This window comes from Oxalobacteraceae bacterium OTU3CAMAD1 (genome assembly GCA_024123915.1).
Classification (GTDB): Bacteria; Pseudomonadota; Gammaproteobacteria; order Burkholderiales; family Burkholderiaceae_D; genus Rugamonas.
The window spans coordinates 6,789,449-6,809,476 of sequence record CP099650.1 but is presented as its reverse complement, the minus strand read 5'-3'; the positions used below and the strand labels follow the sequence as shown (position 1 = coordinate 6,809,476).

At 65.7% G+C, this 20,028-nt stretch carries 18 protein-coding genes and 1 riboswitch; of the genes, 10 read left to right on the top strand and 8 right to left on the bottom strand.

Going from position 1 to position 20,028, the window contains the following annotated elements:
• Positions 1-23 precede the first annotated feature (23 nt).
• The 6 genes from ruvA (at position 24) to NHH88_29090 (ending at position 4,869) form a co-directional block, all read left to right on the top strand.
• Positions 24-602, top strand: coding sequence for a Holliday junction branch migration protein RuvA (ruvA, locus tag NHH88_29115; protein ID USX13664.1), 579 nt, complete (start codon positions 24-26; stop codon positions 600-602).
• 638 nt (positions 603-1,240) lie between these two features.
• Complete coding sequence (locus NHH88_29110; protein USX13663.1) at positions 1,241-1,537, top strand: hypothetical protein; 297 nt, start codon at positions 1,241-1,243, stop codon at positions 1,535-1,537.
• A 15-nt stretch (positions 1,538-1,552) separates the two neighbouring features.
• A complete protein-coding gene (gene ruvB, locus NHH88_29105; GenBank protein USX13662.1) occupies positions 1,553-2,608 on the top strand; it encodes a Holliday junction branch migration DNA helicase RuvB in 1,056 nt (351 codons plus the stop codon).
• Complete coding sequence (locus NHH88_29100; GenBank protein ID USX13661.1) at positions 2,608-3,093, top strand: YaiI/YqxD family protein; 486 nt, start codon at positions 2,608-2,610, stop codon at positions 3,091-3,093. Before ruvB ends, NHH88_29100 begins: the two co-directional genes overlap by 1 nt.
• A gap of 129 nt (positions 3,094-3,222) precedes the next feature.
• Positions 3,223-4,236 carry a CAP domain-containing protein gene (locus NHH88_29095; GenBank protein USX13660.1) on the top strand — a complete coding sequence of 338 codons (1,014 nt, stop codon included), beginning with the start codon at positions 3,223-3,225 and terminating at the stop codon, positions 4,234-4,236.
• Positions 4,237-4,293: 57 nt separating this feature from the next.
• Positions 4,294-4,869, top strand: coding sequence for a hypothetical protein (locus NHH88_29090; protein ID USX13659.1), 576 nt, complete (start codon positions 4,294-4,296; stop codon positions 4,867-4,869).
• Between the two features lie 43 nt (positions 4,870-4,912).
• Here the strand turns inward: NHH88_29090 and NHH88_29085 are convergent, their stop codons facing one another.
• Positions 4,913-5,386 carry a YbaN family protein gene (locus NHH88_29085; GenBank protein ID USX13658.1) on the bottom strand — a complete coding sequence of 158 codons (474 nt, stop codon included), beginning with the start codon at positions 5,384-5,386 and terminating at the stop codon, positions 4,913-4,915.
• A gap of 115 nt (positions 5,387-5,501) precedes the next feature.
• On the opposite strand from NHH88_29085, the gene NHH88_29080 reads away from it, so the two are divergent.
• Entirely contained in the window at positions 5,502-6,272 is a 771-nt protein-coding gene (locus NHH88_29080) for a ThuA domain-containing protein (protein ID USX13657.1), read from the top strand.
• A 7-nt stretch (positions 6,273-6,279) separates the two neighbouring features.
• On the opposite strand, the gene NHH88_29075 is transcribed toward NHH88_29080, so the two are convergent.
• The gene (locus NHH88_29075) at positions 6,280-6,726 is read right to left on the bottom strand and encodes a DUF2147 domain-containing protein (GenBank protein ID USX13656.1); all 447 of its coding nucleotides are present in this window, start codon (positions 6,724-6,726) and stop codon (positions 6,280-6,282) included.
• A gap of 110 nt (positions 6,727-6,836) precedes the next feature.
• Here NHH88_29075 and NHH88_29070 point away from each other — a divergent pair, with 110 nt between their 5' ends.
• Genes NHH88_29070 through NHH88_29060 form a run of 3 tightly spaced genes read left to right on the top strand, consistent with a single transcriptional unit; the run spans position 6,837 to position 9,434 of the window.
• The gene (locus tag NHH88_29070; GenBank protein ID USX13655.1) at positions 6,837-7,463 is read left to right on the top strand and encodes a PAS domain-containing protein; all 627 of its coding nucleotides are present in this window, start codon (positions 6,837-6,839) and stop codon (positions 7,461-7,463) included.
• Complete coding sequence (locus NHH88_29065; protein USX13654.1) at positions 7,453-8,427, top strand: ornithine cyclodeaminase family protein; 975 nt, start codon at positions 7,453-7,455, stop codon at positions 8,425-8,427. Before NHH88_29070 ends, NHH88_29065 begins: the two co-directional genes overlap by 11 nt.
• A gap of 26 nt (positions 8,428-8,453) precedes the next feature.
• Entirely contained in the window at positions 8,454-9,434 is a 981-nt protein-coding gene (locus tag NHH88_29060; GenBank protein USX13653.1) for a threo-3-hydroxy-L-aspartate ammonia-lyase, read from the top strand.
• A gap of 24 nt (positions 9,435-9,458) precedes the next feature.
• On the opposite strand, the gene NHH88_29055 is transcribed toward NHH88_29060, so the two are convergent.
• From NHH88_29055 to NHH88_29030, 6 genes are all read right to left on the bottom strand, one after another.
• A complete protein-coding gene (locus NHH88_29055) occupies positions 9,459-10,163 on the bottom strand; it encodes a PEP-CTERM sorting domain-containing protein (GenBank protein USX13652.1) in 705 nt (234 codons plus the stop codon).
• Positions 10,164-10,542: 379 nt separating this feature from the next.
• Complete coding sequence (locus tag NHH88_29050; GenBank protein USX13651.1) at positions 10,543-13,350, bottom strand: valine--tRNA ligase; 2,808 nt, start codon at positions 13,348-13,350, stop codon at positions 10,543-10,545.
• A 109-nt stretch (positions 13,351-13,459) separates the two neighbouring features.
• A complete protein-coding gene (locus tag NHH88_29045; protein ID USX13650.1) occupies positions 13,460-16,654 on the bottom strand; it encodes a diguanylate cyclase in 3,195 nt (1,064 codons plus the stop codon).
• 103 nt (positions 16,655-16,757) lie between these two features.
• The gene (gene ligK / locus NHH88_29040; protein USX17468.1) at positions 16,758-17,456 is read right to left on the bottom strand and encodes a 4-carboxy-4-hydroxy-2-oxoadipate aldolase/oxaloacetate decarboxylase; all 699 of its coding nucleotides are present in this window, start codon (positions 17,454-17,456) and stop codon (positions 16,758-16,760) included.
• A 26-nt stretch (positions 17,457-17,482) separates the two neighbouring features.
• On the bottom strand, positions 17,483-18,508 hold the full coding sequence (locus tag NHH88_29035; protein USX17467.1) for an amidohydrolase: 1,026 nt from the start codon (positions 18,506-18,508) through the stop codon (positions 17,483-17,485).
• Positions 18,509-18,534: 26 nt separating this feature from the next.
• The gene (locus NHH88_29030; GenBank protein ID USX13649.1) at positions 18,535-19,695 is read right to left on the bottom strand and encodes a 4-oxalomesaconate tautomerase; all 1,161 of its coding nucleotides are present in this window, start codon (positions 19,693-19,695) and stop codon (positions 18,535-18,537) included.
• 143 nt (positions 19,696-19,838) lie between these two features.
• Positions 19,839-19,958: riboswitch (TPP riboswitch) on the top strand.
• Positions 19,959-20,028: the final 70 nt, after the last annotated feature.

Genomic DNA, 20,028 nt, shown 5'->3' with positions numbered 1-20,028 from the left:
CTAATTAAGAAGGCTACAACACGATGATCGGTCGTCTCTCCGGTATTCTGCTTGAAAAAAATCCGCCGCAACTGTTGGTCGAGTGCGCCGGTGTCGGCTACGAGGTCGATGTGCCGATGAGCACCTTCTACAACCTGCCGCACGTCGGCGAAAAGGTGGTGCTGTTCACGCACCAGGCGATCCGCGAGGACGCGCATCTGCTGTTCGGCTTCGGCAACGCCGAGGAGCGCGCCGTGTTCCGCCAGTTGATCAAGATCACCGGCGTGGGCGCGCGCACCGCGCTGTCGATCTTGTCGGGCATGTCGATCTCCGACCTAGCGCAGGCGGTGACGTTGCAGGAGTCGGGACGCCTGATCAAGGTGCCCGGCATCGGCAAGAAGACCGCCGAGCGGCTGCTGCTGGAACTGAAGGGCAAGCTGGGCGCGGACATCGGCGCCGGCGGCGGCCACGCGGTGCCCGATTCGCAGTCGGACATCCTCAACGCGCTGCTGGCGCTGGGCTACTCGGACAAGGAAGCGCTGCTCGCGCTCAAGACCGTGCCGGCCGGCAGCGGCGTCTCGGACGGCATCAAGCAAGCCTTGAAAGCGCTGTCCAAAGGCTGATTCGCCTCAAACGAAGCGCCGCTGCCGCCGCCTATGCTTGAAGGTCGAGCAAAGCAGAGGCGCCGATTATGGAACAAGCAACACGCTTTCCCTGGAGTTATCTTCCCGCCGTGTTTATTCACGCGGGCGAGAGCTTCGTTAAGACGCATCATGCGTATGCCGCAGCCAAGTCTGGGGATAGTCTCGCTGCGATGGAACTGGTTAGCGATGCAGTTTCCATTAAAACTTTGGAGCAGCTCTGGAAGCGGTTTAACGACTGGCGCCAATACTGGTCAGCGCGCATGCGGAGGAGGCGTCTGGTGTCAACGCCATACCTCGGGCGGTGGCGTGGCTGATCTCTGATGTTCTCAATTGGCCCCGGGAGCGTAGAATATTTCAAGCGAACAAAGTAAGTCACACTGGCGCAACTGGCTATGAGCGTCTGCAACGACAGGTGCTTTTCGCAGGTCTGATTGTAATTGGCCTGAACTACCTGCTGGTCGATGACTTTATCGGCCAAGGCGGAACACTCGCCAATTTAAGAGGTCATATCCTTGCGCAGAAAGGGTGCGTCATCGGCGCAACGGTTTTAACGGGAAAGGACCACTCGGCAGAGTTGGCACTCACGAGCGCGCGATTGTCAGAGCTACGGAGGAAACATGGACACATTGAATACTGGTGGCGACAACGATTCGGGTTCGGGTTCGAATGCCTCACTGCGTCAGAAGCCCGATATCTCAGCCAAACTACTACAGCTGAAAGAATCATTGAGGGTCTGGAAGCAGTTGATGGCTGAAGGCAAGGTAGAATCACTTGTGGTGAAAATCGATACGCCGCCCGAGCTGGCGAATGTTCCGTATCGCATGTTGACTGAGCGGGAACAGCGGCAACTGCGGATCACCAAAAGACAGATAGACAATTATTATCAACGCATATTTCAAACAAGATTTAAATAGGCAACCAGCAACTGAATGAGCATCCAAACCGACAGCTTCACCGAACAGCGCATCATCGACGCGGCGCCGTCGTCGCCCAATGAAGAGGCGATCGAGCGCGCGCTGCGCCCCAAGCATCTCGATGAATATGTCGGGCAGGCCAAGATCCGCGACCAGCTGGAGATCTTCATCGCCGCCGCGCGCAACCGCAAGGAGGCGCTCGACCACACTTTGCTGTTCGGCCCGCCGGGCCTCGGCAAGACCACCCTGGCTAACATCATCGCGCGCGAAATGGGCGTCAACCTGCGCCAGACCTCCGGCCCGGTGCTCGAGCGCCCCGGCGACCTGGCCGCCATCCTGACCAACCTGGAAGCGAACGACGTGCTGTTCATCGACGAGATCCACCGCCTGTCGCCGGTGGTCGAGGAGATCCTGTATCCGGCGCTGGAGGACTACCAGATCGACATCATGATCGGCGAGGGCCCGGCCGCGCGCTCGGTCAAGCTCGACCTGCAACCGTTCACCCTGGTCGGCGCCACCACCCGCGCCGGCATGCTGACCAATCCACTGCGCGACCGCTTCGGCATCGTCGCCCGGCTGGAGTTCTACAACACCGAGGAACTGACCAAGATCGTCACCCGCAGCGCCGCGCTGCTCAAGGCGAACATCGCGCCGGACGGCGCCGTCGAGATCGCGCGCCGCGCGCGCGGCACGCCGCGCATCGCCAACCGCCTGCTGCGCCGCGTGCGCGATTACGCCGAGGTCAAGGCCAACGGCGACATCACCAAGACCGTGGCTGACGCCGCGCTGGTCATGCTCGACGTCGACACCGTCGGCTTCGACGTCATGGACCGCAAGCTGCTCGAGGCGGTGCTGTATAAATTCGGCGGCGGCCCGGTCGGCATCGGCAACCTGGCGGCGGCCATCGGCGAGGCGGCCGACACCATCGAGGACGTGCTCGAACCCTACCTGATCCAGCAGGGCTTCCTGCAGCGCACGCCGCGCGGGCGGGTGGCCACGCCGGCCGCGTACAAGCATTTCGGCGTGACGCCGCCGCGCACCAATCCCAACGGCGAACTGTGGGACCTGTGATGCAGATCTGGGTCGACGCCGACGCCTGTCCAGCCGTCATCAAGGACATTCTTTACCGCGTGGCAGAGCGCATGCAGATGCAGGTCACCCTGGTGGCCAACCAGCTGCTGCGCGTGCCGCCGTCGCGCTTTGTCCGCTCGGTGCAGGTGCCGTCCGGCGCCGACGTGGCCGACCAGGAAATCGTGCGCCTGCTGGCGCCGGGCGACCTGGTCGTCACCGGCGACATCCCGCTGGCGTCGGACGTGTTGAAGAAGGGCGGTTACGCGCTCAACCCGCGCGGCGAGTTCTACACCAACGACAACATCGCGCAAATGCTCAGCATGCGCGCCTTCATGGATGAATTGCGCGGCAGCGGCGTCGACACCGGCGGGCCGGCCGCCTTCAACCAGGGCGACCGCCAGAGCTTCGCCAACAGCCTCGACCGGCACCTGCGTAAATACGCGACGCCGCCGGCGTCGGCAGGCGTCAGCACAAAGGGTCAATAACAGTCATCCACCAAATATAGAATATAATCAATTGAAATTCCATTTTGGCATCAATTTGTGCCGATGTGAAATTCGATACCTATAAAAATATTTGGGAAGACTGAAGTGCGTTGTGTACGTTTTACGGCAATGGCCATTGCCTCGTTGTTGACCGCCTGCGCCGGCGGTTCCGTCGTCGGCCCCCCTCCAATGCCCGCGCCGGCGGACGCCATCCCTCCCGCCGACCCCGCCGCGCTGGTCCGGCGCGTGGCCGCTCCCTCATATGCGAAGGACAGTGGCAACGCGCACGTGTTCAACGCCCTCAACATGCTGCGTGAAAAAGTGGGCTCCGGCTTGCTGGCCCAGGATGCCAGACTCGACCAGGCCGCCCTGGCGCACCACCGGTACCTGAACACCAGCGACTTCGTGAACTTGCACGCCGAGACGGCGGGAAACACCGGCTTCACGGGCGCCGACGCCACCGCCAGGGGCAAGGCCGCCGGTTATGGCGCCGCCTACATCGAGGAGGTGGTGCATGGTTCAAACGGCGCGGGCCGGTTCGCCGGCTGCGCCGCGAGCTGGGCCAACAGCATTTACCATGTCGGCCTGTTTTTCTCCGGCATGCGCGACGTCGGCATCGCCGCGTTGGCGACCAGGAACGATCCGGTATTCGGCAAGTACACCGTGTGCGTGGTGAACTTTTCCATGGGGGCCGCGCAGGTCGAGCAACTGCCCGACGACGGGACGATCCGCGTGTATCCGTATCCCGACCAGACCAAGGTGCCCACCGTTTTCTACAACCATACCGAGGAGCCTTCGCCACTGCCCGAGTACGTCGAGCTGGGCCCGCCCGTGACCTTGAACTTCAAAACGACATCGTTCCCGGCGGCCCGGAGCAAACCGGCCATCGTTGTCGATCATGTATCGATCGCCACGCCGGACGGGCAGCCGCTGGGCGCCAGAATCCTGGTCAGTCCGGTCGGCGGCACGTTCTCCAGCACCGGGCCGGTCCTGCGGAACGACGAGATGATCGCGCCGTTTACACTCACGATCGTGCCGGTCGCGCGGATGAAGCCGAACACCGTCTATACCGTCGCTTTCGCCGGCATCGTCAACGGCCATGCCCGTTCCAAGACCTGGAAGTTCAGCACCGGCGAGCGGTGACATGAAGCGCGTCCGTTGCCTCCCCGTGGGAATGGATGTATTTTTCGGTTAGGCAATATGATATCCTGCGCGCTCGGATATCCCCACAGCAAACAGCCGAGTCTTGCCGAGGGGTTGGCCGGAAAATATTTTTTTATAATAATTCTTTATTTTTTTCTGGGCATTTTGATGCGTTTTTTTATTACCGTTGCGGCCTTTTGCGCAGGTGCCGCCTTAGCGGACGAACCTGCGGCATGTTATATGGCCAGCGATCCGACAGGGAATTTTCGTTCTGGCAAAGCGCTTTCAATCGATGCCTATCCAGAGACTGGCGCACAAATAAGGCGCTTATTAAACGAGAATAATCGCGCACTGGGGAAATGCATTCAGCGCCATGTCGACAGGGAAGGCTGGCCGGCAAATGGCGCGTCCATCTTATATGGCTTACGTATATCGCCCGAAGGCAAGTTGACTCAAGTATCTGTTTTGGAGGCGAACGATATAAACGATGGAATGCTGATGGCTTGTATCGGTCGGACATTTTGCAATTGGGATTTAGCGGTCGATACAAAAAGCCAGCAGCAGTTGGTCGGACTACCAGTCAAGTTAACAAATCCCGTTCAAGGTCGCTCCACAAATCGCCTGAAACATTGAGTGTGAGCGGCTTTGGCCGAACTGGGCCGGCCTGCCGTTCGCGCTAACGATCGTGCCGGTCGCGCGGATGAAGCCGAACACCGTCTATACCGCCGCTTTCGCCGGCATCGTCAACGGCCATGCCCGTTCCAATGCCTGGAAGTTCAGCACCGGCGAGCGGTGACATGTTGGGAACGAAGCGGATCAGATAAATCGTCACGCCCAATCCTGTCATCGCGATCATGATGCCTATCCACGGCGTCCCGACGCGCCAGATGGAATAAGCCATCGACGTCCACATGAAAATGAGTATCCAGACCTTGCCGCGCAAGGGGATGCCTTTGCCGTTCTCGTAGTCGCGCAGGTATTTGCCGAACACACGGTTGGTTTGCAGCCAGTTGTGCAGCCGGCTCGAGCCGCGCGCGAAACAGGCCGAGGCCAGCAGCAGGAAGGGCGTGGTCGGCAGCAGCGGCAGAAAAATGCCCAGGACGCCAAGCGCGACCGCCACGCATCCGATCAGATTCAATACAATTTTCATCGCGTTTCCGTTGCTTGCTGGGCTGCAAGCCTAACAAGAATCGTATCACCACTCGGGCGAAAAAGTGTATATTGGACCCGCCCCGATGATAGCGCTAACTTTGTGGAGACATCGAATGAGAAAAATCATATTGGCCTGCATGGCCCTGGCCGGCCTGTTGCTGTTCGCGACCGGCGCGCGCGCCGACGACCAGTACAAAATCCTGGTGCTGGCGATGCCCGGCAAATACCACTACGAGTACATCCCGATCGCCCGCGAAAGCCTGGAGAAGCAGGCCAAGCTGCACGCGTTCGAGATGGTGTACACGCATCGGCCGGAGGTGTTCGACGGCGACCTGGGCCAGTATGCGATGGTGATGTTCCTCAACACGCCGGGCGAGGAACTCAGCGAGCCGCGCCGCAGGAAGTTCGAGGCGTACATGCGCAACGGCGGCAACGCCATGCTGGTGCATCGCGCGCTGATCATTCCGCCAAATACGTGGCCGTGGTTCGAGAAGCTGGTCGGACGCCGGGTCGGCAACCATCCGATGCTGCAGACCGGCGTGGCCGAGGTGGTCGACAAGACATTCCCGGCGACGTTCGGTTTGCCGGCGCGCTGGATCTGGAGCGACGAGTGGTACGTGTTCGACAACCCGCACAACATCAAGATCAACCCGGTGCTCAACGTCGACGAAAGCACCTACGATCCGACCAAGATCTGGCCGGGGCAGGTGGCTAAAGGCATGGGCAAGGACCACCCGGTGGCGTGGTACCACCAGGTGGAGAAGGGCCGCGTGTTCGTCACCTCGCTGGGGCACAACGGCGAGATGTACAAGGACCCGCAATACCTGTCGCACCTGATGGGCGGCATTTACTGGACCGCCACCGGCAGGGGCATCCAACAATAGGCGCGGCTTACTCCTGGCGCACCCACACCTGCGAGCGGCCCAGCATCGGCATGCCGATGTAGCCGCGCACGTTGAGCTTCTTGCCGGCGTCGGTCATGTGCATCTTGGCCTTGTAGACCTTGCCGTTCTTCGGGTCGACGATCTCGCCGCCGTTGAATTCCTCGCCATCCTTCTTCAAGCCCGACAGGATGACCATGCCGACGATGGGCTGGTCCTTGCGCGCGCCTTCGCACTTGTCGCATTTCGGGTTCTGGTCTTCGTTCGGTTCGCGGTACAGCTTTTCGATCTGGCCCTGGAACGCGCCGGCGTTCTCGGTGATACGGATCAGCGCCTTCGGCTTGCCGGTCTCGTCGTCGATGTTCTTCCACAAGCCGACCGGCGTGTCGGCGGCGAAGGCGGGGGCGAGGGGGGCGATCGAGAGCAACGCGGTGATGGCGAATGCGGCAAATTTCATGGTGGTCTCCAAGGGTTATTTTTTGTCAGACGAGTGTAGCAAATAAATGACCGGTCGTACTATTTTCTATCGAATTACACAAATTATCTAAAACAAGATAATATGTGCAGATGAAAAAAACACCCGAACAGCAAAACCTGCTGGCGCAGATGAAGCAGGTCGCCGACGGCCTGGGCCAGACGCTGGCGCCGTTTTGCGAGGTCGTGCTGCACGATTTGCTCGACCCCGAGCACGCCATCCTGGCCATCCACAACAACCTGTCGGGCCGCAGTGTCGGCGCGCCGGCCACCGAGCTGGGACTGGCGCGCGCCGCCGACCCGGACTTCGCGCAGGTGATCGCCAATTACCCAAACACCTTCGCCGACGGCCGCCTGGCCAAGAGCACCTCGATCGGCATCAAGGACAGCGAGGGGCGCTACGTCGCCGCGCTGTGCATGAATGTCGACCTGACCGTGTTCCGCAGCCTGAACAGCCTGCTGACGCAGTTCGGCAATGTCAACACCGCCGCCGGCGTCAGCGAGACCCTGGAGCCGGCCGGCGCCGACGCCCTCCGCGCGCGCATCGACCAGTTCGCGGCGCGGCTGGCGACCACGCCGCGCGCCCTCAAGGCCGACGAGCGCAAGGCGCTGATGCGCGAGTTGAAGGAAGCGGGATTGAGCGATGTGCGGCGCGCGATGGAAATCGTCGCCGCTTATTTAAACGTCTCACGCGCCACGGTGTACAACGATGCCAGATAACGCAAGCCTGCTCTTATTGGACCGCGACCAGGCCGGCGCGCTGCTGCAACCGGACGACGTGCTCGACGCCGTGCATGACGCCTTCCTGCTGCACGCCGGCGGCGCCGGCAAGATCTTCCCGCTGGTGCGCGAGGCGCTGCCGGCCGGCGTCTTCGGCATCAAATCGGGTGGCGTGGCGGAGCGGGAGCTGCTGGGCATGAAGGCGGCCGGCTTCTGGCCCGGCAACCGCGCGCGGGGCGCCGACGGCCACCAGGCGACGATCATGCTGTTCGACCCGGCGACGGGAAGGCCGCAATGCGTCATCGACGGCAACGCCGTCACCACCACGCGCACGGCGGCGGCCGGCGCGGTGGGTTTGCGGGCGTTGGCGCGGCCGGACAGCGAGAGCCTGTGCGTGTTCGGCACCGGCGTGCAGGGCGTCGCGCACACCGACTACGCGCTGCGCGTCATGCCCGGCATACGGCGCGTGCGCTACCTGACATCCGACGGCCGCCGCGATCCGCGATTCGAGGCGCTGTTCGCCGCGCGCTGCGACGTCGCCGCCGGCGCCACACCGGATACCGCCGTCGCCGAAAGCGACATCGTCATCACCGCCACGCGTGGCGGCGGCCCGTTGTTTTCCGCGCGGGCGGTCAGGCCGGGCACGCACCTGAACTGCGTCGGCAGCGACACGCGCGGCAAGCGCGAGCTGCCGGAAGGCTTGCTGGCGCTGGCCCGCGTGTGGGCCGACGATTTGACCCAGGCGCGCGCCATCGGCGAGCTGCAATGGGCGGCCGGGAACGCGGCCGGGGAACTCGGCGCGCTGCTGGCCGCCGGAACGCCGGCGCGCGAAGGCATCGCCGCCGACGCCATCACCATTTTCGACATGACGGGCATCGCCCTGCAGGATCTTACAGTGGCGCGCATGCTGTACCGGCGCGCCTTGGCTAACGGCGCCGGGACCAGCATCGCCTGGCCCTGGTAATCACACCGGAACAACAAAGGAGCAAGATGAGCGAACAACAGATAGGGGTACTACTTCCAACCTACGCCGACGTCGTCGCCGCGTCGGAGCGCATCGCCGGGCACGCGCACCGCACGCTGGTGCTGACCTCGCGCACGGCTGACGCGGAACTGGGCGCCCAGGTCTTTTTCAAGGCCGAGAATTTGCAGCGCATGGGCGCGTTCAAGTTCCGCGGCAGCTACAACGCGCTGGCGAAGTTCGACGCCGAGCAGCGCCGCGCCGGCGTGGTGGCTTTCTCGTCGGGTAATCACGCGCAAGGCATCGCGCTGTCGGCGCAGTTGATGGGTATTCCGGCGACCATCGTCATGCCGCACGACGCGCCGCCGTCGAAGGTGGCCGCCACGCGCGGCTATGGCGCGCAGGTGGTGCTCTATGATCGCTATACCGAGGACCGCGAGCAGATCGGCCGCGACCTGGCGGCCAAACATGGCCTGACCTTGATCCCCCCTTACGACCACGCCGACGTGATCGCCGGGCAGGGCACGGCCGCCAAGGAATTGTTCGAGGAGGTGGGCGAGCTGGATTATCTGTTTGTCTGCCTGGGCGGCGGCGGTTTGCTCAGCGGTTCGGCGTTGGCGACGCGGGCGTTGTCGCCAAAGACGACGTTGTACGGCGTGGAGCCGGAGGCCGGCAACGACGGGCAGCAATCGTTCCGCAGCGGCGCGATCGTGCATATCGACACGCCGAAGACGATCGCCGATGGCGCGCAGACGCAGCACCTCGGCAACCTGACGTTCCCCATCATCAAGCGCGATGTGGACGGCATTTTGACGGTGACGGACGAGCAATTGCGCGCCGAGATGCGTTTTTTCGCGGCGCGGATGAAGATCGTGGTGGAGCCGACCGGCTGCCTGGGACTGGCGGCCGCGCGGGCGATGAAGGATCAACTCCGCGGTAAGCGGGTGGGCGTGATCATCAGCGGCGGCAACGTCGACATCGAGCGTTACGCCGCCTTGCTTGCTACCTGATTTGCTACCTGGCTTGCTACCTGATTAACTGGCCGCGACCGCTTTCTTTCGCTTGCTGGCGCTCCAGCCAACCAGGCCGATACCTGCCAGCAGCATCGCGTAGGTCTCCGGCTCCGGTACCGCCGTGACGGCCGTGCCGGCCGGCGTCAGCGAGTCGATGTTGGCCATGATGGTGTACGTCGAGGTAGGGCTGATCCGTCCGGAGAAGTAGATGAAGCGACTCCCGAACGCGTTCAGCGAGCCCGGGATCGTCATGCCGTTCAAGGCCGACTCGTTGTCGGTGGCGAAGTTGAAGGTCATTGAGCGTTCACCGACGTCGCCGTCCGCGTAGGCGCTAAGGGTGAGGTAGTCGTGCAGATACGGATTGTTATCGAACAGGCCAATACTGGACTGGGCCGCGCCCGGGGTCGACGCGAACGTCACGCCGCTGGCGAATTGCGCGGTTGAGGCGTTCAGCGGCGCGGCACCGGAGTAGGTCGGATCGTAGTCGTTCGGATTGGTGTGGAGCGGCGTGGCGGTGTCATAGCTGAACTGGCCGTGATAGACGTCGCCGATGCCGACGGATCCGTCGCCCAACGCGATCGATCCGGGCGACAACGGAAAGGGTTGGGTGTAATCGTAGTTGTAAATCAGATAAACGGACGCGGTGTAGTTGTAGGTGACCGTGGCCGCGTGCGCGGAGGCGGACAACAAGAGACCGCTCAAAACTGCCGTGATGTATTTTTTCATGTCGTTAGGTATCAAAAAAGATAGCCAATTAGAACATGAAATTGCTAAAAAGTAAATTTTATCAAGAGTGGGCCGTAGCGGATGCGCGAACCCTTACTAAAGATTGCTAATCGACACTATTCTTCAGACGCTTATTCGTTAGAACGGATTAGCACTCTTTAGTTCCACATTAGTGCGAACTCGCGCAAAGTAGTGCTGACTATCGAGAGGTAGTCAGGGTTAGCGGGTTTTAGTAAAACGCCCAAAAAATGGGCATCCCTTCCGGGAATTGAAAAAGCCGCGCGGTTCGCACCGCGCGGCTTCCTTGACTTGCTGGCTTCCTTGAAGAAGAACCGGCTGATTTTCCAGGGCGGTTGGCTCGCCCCGGCGTGCTAGCTGATCAGGCGGCCGGCAGCTTGGCGAATTGCTCGCGCATCTTGTCCAGCGTCGCCGAGAAGTTGGCCACGCGTTCCTTCTCCTGCGCCACCACTTCGGCCGGCGCGCGGGCGACGAAACTTTCGTTCGACAGCTTGCCGTTGGCCTTGTTGATCTCGCCCTCGACGCGCGCGATCTCCTTCGACAGCCGCTCGCGCTCGGCCTTGACGTCGATCTCCACCTTCAGCATCAGCTTGGTCGTGCCGACGATCGCCACGGCCGCCGGCGATTCCGGCAGCGCGTCGACGATCTGCACTTCCGACAGCTTGCCCAGCGACTGGATGTATGGCGCAAAGCCTTCCATCGCCGCCTTGTCGGCCGCATTGCCCGCCTCGACGATCAGCGGCACGCGCAGCGACGGCGCCAGCTGCATTTCGCCGCGCAGGTTGCGGGTGGCGTCGGTCAGCGTCTTGAGCTGCTGCATCCACGCCTCGGCCGCCTCGTCGATGTTGGCGGTGTTGGCGATCGGGTACGGTTGCGTCATGATCGACTGGCCGCTGTCTGCCGTCGCTTTGCCGGCCAGCGGCGCGACCGCCTGCCACAGCGCCTCGGTGACGAACGGGATCACCGGATGGGCCAGGCGCAGCACCACTTCCAGCACGCGCAGCAGGGTGTGGCGGGTGGCGCGCTGCTGGCCTTCGGTGCCGCTTTGCACCTGCACCTTGGACACTTCCAGATACCAGTCGCAGTACTCGTCCCAGACGAATTTGTAGATGGTCGAGGCGATGTTGTCGAAGCGGTAGTCGGCGAAGCCCTTGGCCACGTCCTGCTCGGCCTTTTGCAGCAGCGAGATGATCCACTTGTCGGCGTTCGACAGGTCGGCGACGCTAGCGGAGCAATCCTTCTCTTCCGTGTTCATCAGCACGAAGCGGGTGGCGTTCCACAGCTTGTTGCAGAAGTTGCGGTAGCCCTCGGCGCGGCCCAGGTCGAAGTTGATGTTGCGGCCCAGCGAGGCGTACGACGCCATCGTGAAGCGCACCGCGTCGGTGCCGTAGGCGGCGATGCCTTCCGGGAATTCCTTGCGCGTGGCCTTGGCGATCTTCTCGGCCGCCTTCGGGTTCATCAGGCCGGTGGTGCGTTTTTCCACCAGCGCGTCGATGCCGATGCCGTCGATCAGGTCGATCGGGTCGAGCGTGTTGCCCTTCGATTTGGACATCTTCTGGCCCTGCGAGTCGCGCACCAGCCCGTGCACGTACACGGTCTCGAACGGCACCTTGCCTGTGAAGTGCAGCGTGAACATCACCATGCGCGCCACCCAGAAGAAGATGATGTCGAAGCCGGTCACCAGCACCGACGACGGCAGGAACGCTTTCAGGTCCGGCGTTTCCTCGGGCCAGCCCAGGGTCGAGAACGGCACCAGCGCGGACGAGAACCACGTGTCGAGCACGTCGTTGTCGCGGCGCAGCGGACCGGTGCCGCCGGCCGCCTGCTGCTTGGCCAGCGCCTCGGCCTCGGTCTTGGCGACGAAGATGTTGCCGGCCTCGTCATACCAGGCCGGGATCTGGTGGCCCCACCACAGCTGGCGCGAGATGCACCAGTCCTGGATGTTGTTGAGCCACTGGTTGTAGGTGGTGCTCCAGTTTTCCGGCACGAACTTGATGTCGCCGCTGGCGACCTTCTCCAGCGCGACCTCGGCGATCGACTTGCCCGGGAAGAAGGTGCCTTCCGGCGCCGGCTGGCTCATGGCGACGAACCACTGGTCGGTCAGCATCGGTTCGATGATGACGCCGGTGCGGTCGCCGCGCGGCACCATCAGCTTGTGCGGCTTGACCTGTTCCAGCAAGCCTTGCGCGTCGAGGTCGGCGACGATCTGCTTGCGCGCGACAAAACGGTCCATGCCGCGGTACGCCTCGGGCGCCTCGTCGTTGATCTTCGCTTCCAGGGTCATAATCGACAGCATCGGCAGCTTGTGGCGCTGGCCGACCGCGTAGTCGTTCAAATCATGCGCCGGCGTGATCTTCACGCAGCCGGTGCCGAAGGCCTTGTCGACGTATTCGTCGGCGATGATCGGGATTTCGCGGCCCACCAGCGGCAGCACCAGCATCTTGCCCACCAGCGCCGCGTAGCGCTCGTCGGTCGGATCGACCGCTACGGCGACGTCGCCGAGCATCGTCTCGGGACGGGTGGTGGCCACCGTCAGCGAACCGCTGCCGTCGGCCAGCGGATACCGGATGTACCACATCGAGCCGTCTTCCTCTTCGGACACCACTTCGAGGTCGGAGACGGCCGTGCCCAGCACCGGGTCCCAGTTGACCAGGCGCTTGCCGCGGTAGATCAGGCCCTGCTCGTGCAGGCGCACGAAGACGTCGGTGACGACCTTCGAGCGCGTCTCGTCCATCGTGAAGTATTCGCGCTGCCAGTCGGGCGAAGCGCCCAGGCGGCGCATCTGGCCGGTGATGGTGGAGCCCGATTTTTCCTTCCACTCCCAGACCTTTTTGACGAAGGCCTCGCGGCCCAGGTCGTGGCGCGAGATCTTTTGCGCGTCGAGCTGGCGCTCGACGACGATCTGGGTGGCGATGCCGGCGTGGTCGGTGCCGGGGATCCAGGCGGTGTTGTGGCCGAGCATGCGGTGGTAGCGGGTCAGGCCGTCCATGATGGTCTGGTTGAAGGCATGGCCCATGTGCAGGGTGCCGGTCACGTTCGGCGGCGGCAGCTGGATGCTGAAAGAAGGCTTGCCGGCGTCGAGGGTGGCGGCGTAGTAACCGCGCTGTTCCCACTCGGTGCGCCAGAATTGTTCAATGTCGGCAGGCTCGAAAGACTTGGCTAATTCCATGATTTGGCTGATGTAGGTAGTGGATGGTGAAACGCGCGTACGCGAAAACGACCATTATAGATGACGCGACGGCGGACGCCGCCGCCGCCGCCGCCGGCGTGTTAAAAAATCAATCGTCGCCGGCCAGGTGCCAGCCGTTGCGCCCGGCGGCCTTGGCCCGGTACAGCGCCACGTCGGCGCGCTTGTAGAGCTCCTCGTGGGTGCCAGGATTGCCGTCCCGCCCCTCCTGGCCGTCCCGGCCGTCCCCGCCGTCGTGGACGGCGGCGCCGACGCTGGCGCTGATGCGCATCGTGACCGCGCCGTGCGGCAGCGCTTGCGCCAGGTTCTCCAGGATGCGCAGGCAGACCGGTTCGATGGTGGCGCGCTCGGTGGTCTGGCCCAGCAGCACGGCGAACTCGTCGCCGCCGAGGCGGAACGGCCGGTCGGTCTCGCGCACCGCCGCCCGCAGGCGCGCGGCGGCGGCCACCAGCAGGGCGTCGCCGGCGTCGTGCCCCAGGGTGTCGTTGACCTGCTTGAAGTGGTCGAGGTCGATCAACAGCAAGGTGAAGCCGGGGCCGCCGCGCGCGGCCTGCGCCACCAGGTGGCGCAGCTCGTCGTTGAACAGGCGCCGGTTGGCCAGGCCGGTGAGCGGGTCGCCGTAGGCCAGCTGTTCGAGCTGCGACTGGGTGGCGCGCAGCTCGGCCGTGCGGGCATCGACCATGGCCAGCAGCTCGCGCTGGCGGCGCCGCAGCAGGGTGGTGCGGGCGTGCACCAGCGCGATGAGCATCGCCACCGCCAGCAGGCCGGCGGCGATGCGCGCGAGCGGGCGCTGGTGCCACGCCGGCATCACCCTGACCGGCACCTCGAGCGGCGCCGACCAGTCGCCGTTGCGGTTCGAGCCGCGCAGCTGCAGCACGTAGTCGCCCGGCGGCAAGTTGGTGTAGCCGGCCCGGCGCGACGTCGCGTCGGCCTTGATCCAGTCGGCATCGAAGCCGGCCAGGCGGTAGGTGTAGTGGTTGCGCTCGGGCGCCGAGTAGTCCAGCGCGGCGAACTCGAGCGAGAAGCCGCGCCCGCGTCCCTCGGGCGTGACCGCGATCGGCGCCGGCTTGCCGCCGCCTTCGCCATGGCCGTGGTTATAGCGGCCGGCCGGGACCTCCAGGTCGTTGACCAGGAGGCGCGTGGCCACCACGGGCGGGCGGTAGTCCCACTGCCGCAGGCGCTCCGGGCGCAGCACCGTCACGCCCGACAGGCCGCCGAACACCAGCTCGTCGGCCGCCGTGCGCACGCCCGAGGCGGTCCAGTAGGTGGGGATGTGGACGCCGTCGGCCGGCCCGTAGGTGCGGATGGCGAAGGTGCGCGCATCGATCCGCGCCAGGTTGGCGTCGGTGCTGGCCCAGATGGCGCCGCCGGCGTCCTCGAGCAGCATGTTGGCGCCGCTGTCCTCCAGCCCGTGGGCGGTGCCGAGCCGGCGGAAGCGGCGCCGCCCGTCGGCGTCGGTGCGCTCGAGGATGACGATGCCGGTGCCGAACTGCGACAGCCACAGGCGCCCCTGGCGGTCCAGCAGCAGCGACGATACGTAGCCGGGCGGCAGGCGGTCCGCTTCGGCCAGCGCCGTCGGCACCATCTCGACGCCGCCGCCGTAGGCCACCATGGCCAGGCCGACGCGGGTGCCGACCCAGATGCCGTCGTCGACCGGCAGCAGGTACGTCACGCGCGGATCGCCCAGGCTGTGCTGTTCGTGGCGCAGCACCGCCAGGGGCCCGCCGGCGTCGGCCGATGGGGCCGACAGGGCCCACAAGCCGTCCATGCCGCCGACCCACAGCACGTCCCCGACCAGCGCCAGGGCCCACACCGCCGCCTCGGGGCGGCGTTGCGGCACGGCCAGGCGGCGCACGCCGCCGCCGTCGGCGTTGGCGTGGTACAGGCCCTGCTCGGTGCCAAGGTAGACCGTGCCGCCGCGCCCCAGGGTCATCCCCAGCACGCGGCCGGTCGGCAGCGCGCCGGGTGTGCCCGGCGGCGCCGGCGTCAGGTGGGCGACGGTCCCCAGTTGCGGATCGATGATGTCGATGCCGCCGCCCACCACGCCCAGCCACAGCCGTCCGTCCGGGTGGGCCAGCATGCTTGGCACGCTCAGTTTGTTGGCGGCGACGGCGCCGGTGGCCCGTATCGTCGTCACCGCGCGCGGCAGCGGATCGTGCTGGCTCAGCGCCCCCATGGTGGCAACAAAGAGGATGCCGCTGCGCTCGCGGAACATCGCCAGCACATCGTTTTCGTACAGGGAGTCGGGGGTGTCGGGCTGGTGGCGGATGCGGCGGGTGGTGCCCAGCAGCGGATCGACCGCCACGATGCCGCCGTTGGCGCCGTCGGTGCCCAGCCAGACCTCGCCGAGTCCGGCCTCGACGATGGCGGTGACGCGCTCCCGGTCCAAGGTCGGCGCCGGGCCGCCCTCGCGCACCGCGCGCGCCGCCGCGCTGCCGGGGTCGATGACGAAGGCGCCGTGGTTGCGCGTGCCGATCCAGATCCGCCCCGAGCTGTCCTGCATCAGGGTGCTGATGTTGGCGCCGTCGCGCCCTTCGAGCGCGACGGCCACCGGCGCCGGCGCGCCGCGCTCGAGTCTGAGCAAGCCTTCGCGCGTGCCGATCCACAACGTGCCGCCGCGCTCGCGCAGCAGGGTGCCGACCGGGTGGGCCGGCACCGCGCGCGCGTCGAGCGGCGCGGTGGTGGCGGCGCCGCGCGTGACCGCGCCCTTGGCGTCGATGTGATCGAGGCCGCCGCCGGTGCCCACCCACACGCCGCCGGCGCCGTCGTCGGCCAGCGCCGTGACCTGGGCGTTGCCCAGGCCCGACGGGCCGTGCGGGAAGCGGGTGAAGGTCTCGCGCTCGGCGTCGTAGCGCGCCAGGCCGCCCGAGCTGGTGCCCACCCACAGGCGCCCGGCGCCGTCGACGAGCAGGCTGGTGATGTAATTGTCCGGCAGGGCGTCGTCGCGCAGCGGGGCGGCGACGAATTTGCGCGGCCGGTTGCCGTCCCAGCGCACCAGCCCGGTCTGGGTGCCGATCCACACGAAGCCGGCGCGGTCCTGGGCGAAACACAGGCCGGCGCCGGTGTCGGCATAGGGCTGGTGCTTGAACGCCGTGTGGGTCAGCGCCGCCCAGCGGTCCGGTTCGGCGGCGACGGCGGCGCGCGGGGACACGCACAGCGCCAGCAGCAGGGCCGACAGCGCCAGCAGCAGCTGCCACTGCCACGGCCGGCCCGCCGCGGGGGCGGCATCGCGGGGAACGGCGGCGGGACGATGGAAGTTGCATTGTGGCATAAATCGACTATACATCAGCCGAAGTCCACCACGGCCCACCTCGCCACATGGAAGCGGCCGGGCGTCGGATTTTCGCCACGCACCGGCGGCGGCCGGCCGCCGGGTCTAGTCCATGGATCTAGTCGATATAGCGCAGGCCGGCCTGCGCCAGCGCGCCGCGCATGTCGTACATGTCCAGCCCCAGCACGCCGGCGGCCAGCCGGGCGCGCTTGTCCGCCTCCAGGTCCTCGCGTTGCCGGGCGACGGCGGCCACGCGCGCGACGTCGGCCGCCGGCACGACGACGACGCCGTCGTCGTCGGCGACGATGGCGTCGCCCGGGTGGACCAGCGCGCCGGCGCACAGCACCGGAATGTTGACCGAGCCGATTGTTGCCTTGATCGTGCCCTTGGCGCTGATATTCTTGCTCCAGACGGCAAAGCCCATGTCCGTGAGCACGCGCACGTCGCGCACGCCGGCGTCGATGACCAGCGCCCTGGCGCCGCGCGCCATGAAGCTGGTGGCCAGCAGGTCGCCGAAGTAGCCGTCGGAGCACTCGGCCGTCAGGGCGGCGACGACGATGTCGCCGGGCGCGATCTGCTCGGCCGCCACGTGCAGCATCCAGTTGTCGCCCGGATGCAGCAGCACGGTGACGGCCGTGCCCGACACCTGCGCGCCGGGGTAGATCGGCCGCATATAGGGCTTCATCAGGCCGACCCGGCCCATGGCCTCGTGCACGGTGGCGCTGCCGAAGCCGCCCAGCAGGTCGACCTGGGCGAGGTCGGCGCGCGCGACGCCGCGCTTGACGACGCCCAGCTGGTGCATCAGGGGCGTGCTCATGCTCATGCTCATGTTCATGCTCATGCTCAATATCCTTTCCGGGTCAGGGCGGCGTCCAGGCGCGGGTAGACCCGGCGCGCGTTGCCTTCGAAAATGGCGTGGCGCTCGGCGTCGGTCAAATCGGCCGCCTCGATGTAGCGCCGGGTGTCGTCGTAGTGGTGGCCGGTCTCGGGATCGATGCCGCGCACGGCGCCGATCATCTCCGAGGCGAACAGCACGTTTTTGACGGGCATGACCCGGGTCAGCAGGTCGATGCCGGGCTGGTGGTAGACGCAGGTGTCGAAGAAAATGTTGTTCAACAGATGCTCGCCCAGCAGCGGCTTGTTGAGCTCCTGCGCCAGCCCGCGAAAGCGCCCCCAGTGGTACGGCACGGCGCCGCCGCCGTGCGGAATCAGGAATTTGAGCGTCGGGAAGTCCGAGAACAGGTCGCTGGTCAGGCATTGCATGAAGGCGGTGGTGTCGGCGTTGAGGTAGTGCGCGCCGGTGGTGTGGAAGCAGGCGTTGCAGCTGGTGCTGACGTGGATCATCGCCGGGATCTCGTACTCGACCATCTTTTCGTACAGCGGATACCAGCACTTGTCCGACAGCGGCGGCGCGGTCCAATGCCCGCCCGACGGATCGGGATTGAGGTTCACGCCGACAAAGCCGTAGTCCTTGACGCATCGCTCCAGCTCGGCGACGCAGCCGCGCGGATCGGCGCCGGGCGACTGCGGCAGCATGGCCGCGCCGATGAAGTGGTCCGGGAACAGGCCGGCCACGCGCGCGCACAACTCGTTGCAGAGGGCGGCCCAGGTGGCGCTGGTGCCGGCGTTGCCGATGTGGTGGGCCATGAAGCTGGCGCGCGGCGAAAAGATGGTCAGATCCGAGCCGCGCTCGCGCATCAGCCTCAGTTGGTTCAGTTCGATCGACTCGCGCAGCTCGTCGTCGCCGATCCGCAGCTCGGACGCTTTCGGCCCCAGCGCCGGGTTGTCGAGGTGGGCGATCTGGCGCTTGCGCCATTCCTCCAGCGCCTTGGGGGCGGTGGTGTAATGGCCGTGGCAATCGATGATCAAGGGCTTGCGCATGGGGTGCTTCCTTTTTAGAGATGGCCGGGGATCAGGACTTCGCCCCGCATGATGGGACGGGCGGTGCGCAGCAGGGCGGCCCTGGCCACCCGCTCCGGCTCGCCGGGGGCGAATGCCAGCTCCACGCTGAACTCGCCGCCGGGATGTTCGATCGACAGCGTCTTGGGCATGCCGTCCGGGATCGCGGCCAAGCCGGCGGCCAGGCCGGCCGCGACCGATCCGGGCAGCACGCAGGCGGTGGCCACGGTGACGGCGGCCAGCACGCCGATCGCCTCGTGGCACAGGTGCGGAATGAAGCAGCGGGTGGCCAGCGCGCCGCCGGCGCGCGGCGCCGCGACCAGGCACATCTTCGGATAGTTCCTGGTCGTCACATCGCCCAGTCCCATCAGCGGGCCGGCCGTCAGGCGCAGCGCCTCGAGCCTGGCGCGCAGGTCGGTGTCGGCGTTCAGCGCCGCCACCGATTCGTGGCCGGTCAGGCCGAAGTCGGCCGCCCGCACCAGCACCATCGGCATGCCGTTGTCGATCAGGGTGGCGTCGATCTCGTACGGCGCGACGTTGAAGCCGGCGGCGCCGGCGCCGCCGGCCCGGGCCGCCACGGCGATCCGGTCCATCCGGCGCCCGCTGGGCAGCAGCGCCGGGCACACCGAGCCGGCCGTGTCGAGGAAGTTGATGCTGATGGGCGCGGCGCTGCCGGGCACGCCGTCGATGCGCGCGTCGCCGCCGTAGCGCAAGCGGCCGCCCGGCGTCGGCATGGTGACGTCGCATTGCATGCCGGTGTTGAGGGTCAGGATGCGCGCCGTGGTGGCGCCGTCGCCGGCCGGCAGCAGCCCGCGTTCGAGCGCGAACGGCAGCACCGCCGCCAGCATGTTGCCGCAGTTGGGCGTGAGGTCGACCGTGTCGCCGTCCGGCTGCAGCTGGGCGAACAGGAAGTCCAGGTCGACGCCGGCGGTGGTGCTCTTGCGCACGATGCCGGCCTTGCTGGTGAGCGGATGGGCGCCGCCGAGGCCGTCGATTTGCCGGCTGTCGGGAGAACCCAGCGCGGCCAGCAGCACGCGGTCGCGCGCGGCCGGATCGGCCGGCAAATCGGACTCGAGGAAGAACGGGCCGCGCGAGGTTCCGCCGCGCATCAGCAGGCAGGGGACGGCGCGCAAATCGGAGGCAGGGTAGTGGGTCATGGCGGGGCGCGTAAAGTGCTGTCGAGGTGTGCCAGTATCGGTGGCGCGGGCCGCAACGTGGTTGCGTTGTGCCCGGTGAGCGGTTCGAATCTACTTATCGGCGCCCGCGCCTCTCTGTTATAATCGCCCCGCTGCCGCAAGGCGGCACACGCTAGGGGTCCTGCACATCGTATTGAAAGCAATGCAATACGGTGAGCGGGTGAGAAATACCCTCCGAACCTGATCTGGATAATGCCAGCGAAGGGAAGCTTAGGACAACGCCGCCACCCCCTCACATTCCGGGCGCGGCGCCGTCCAACCTCCTTTGCTGGCTCCTGTAGCCAACCAAGGAGC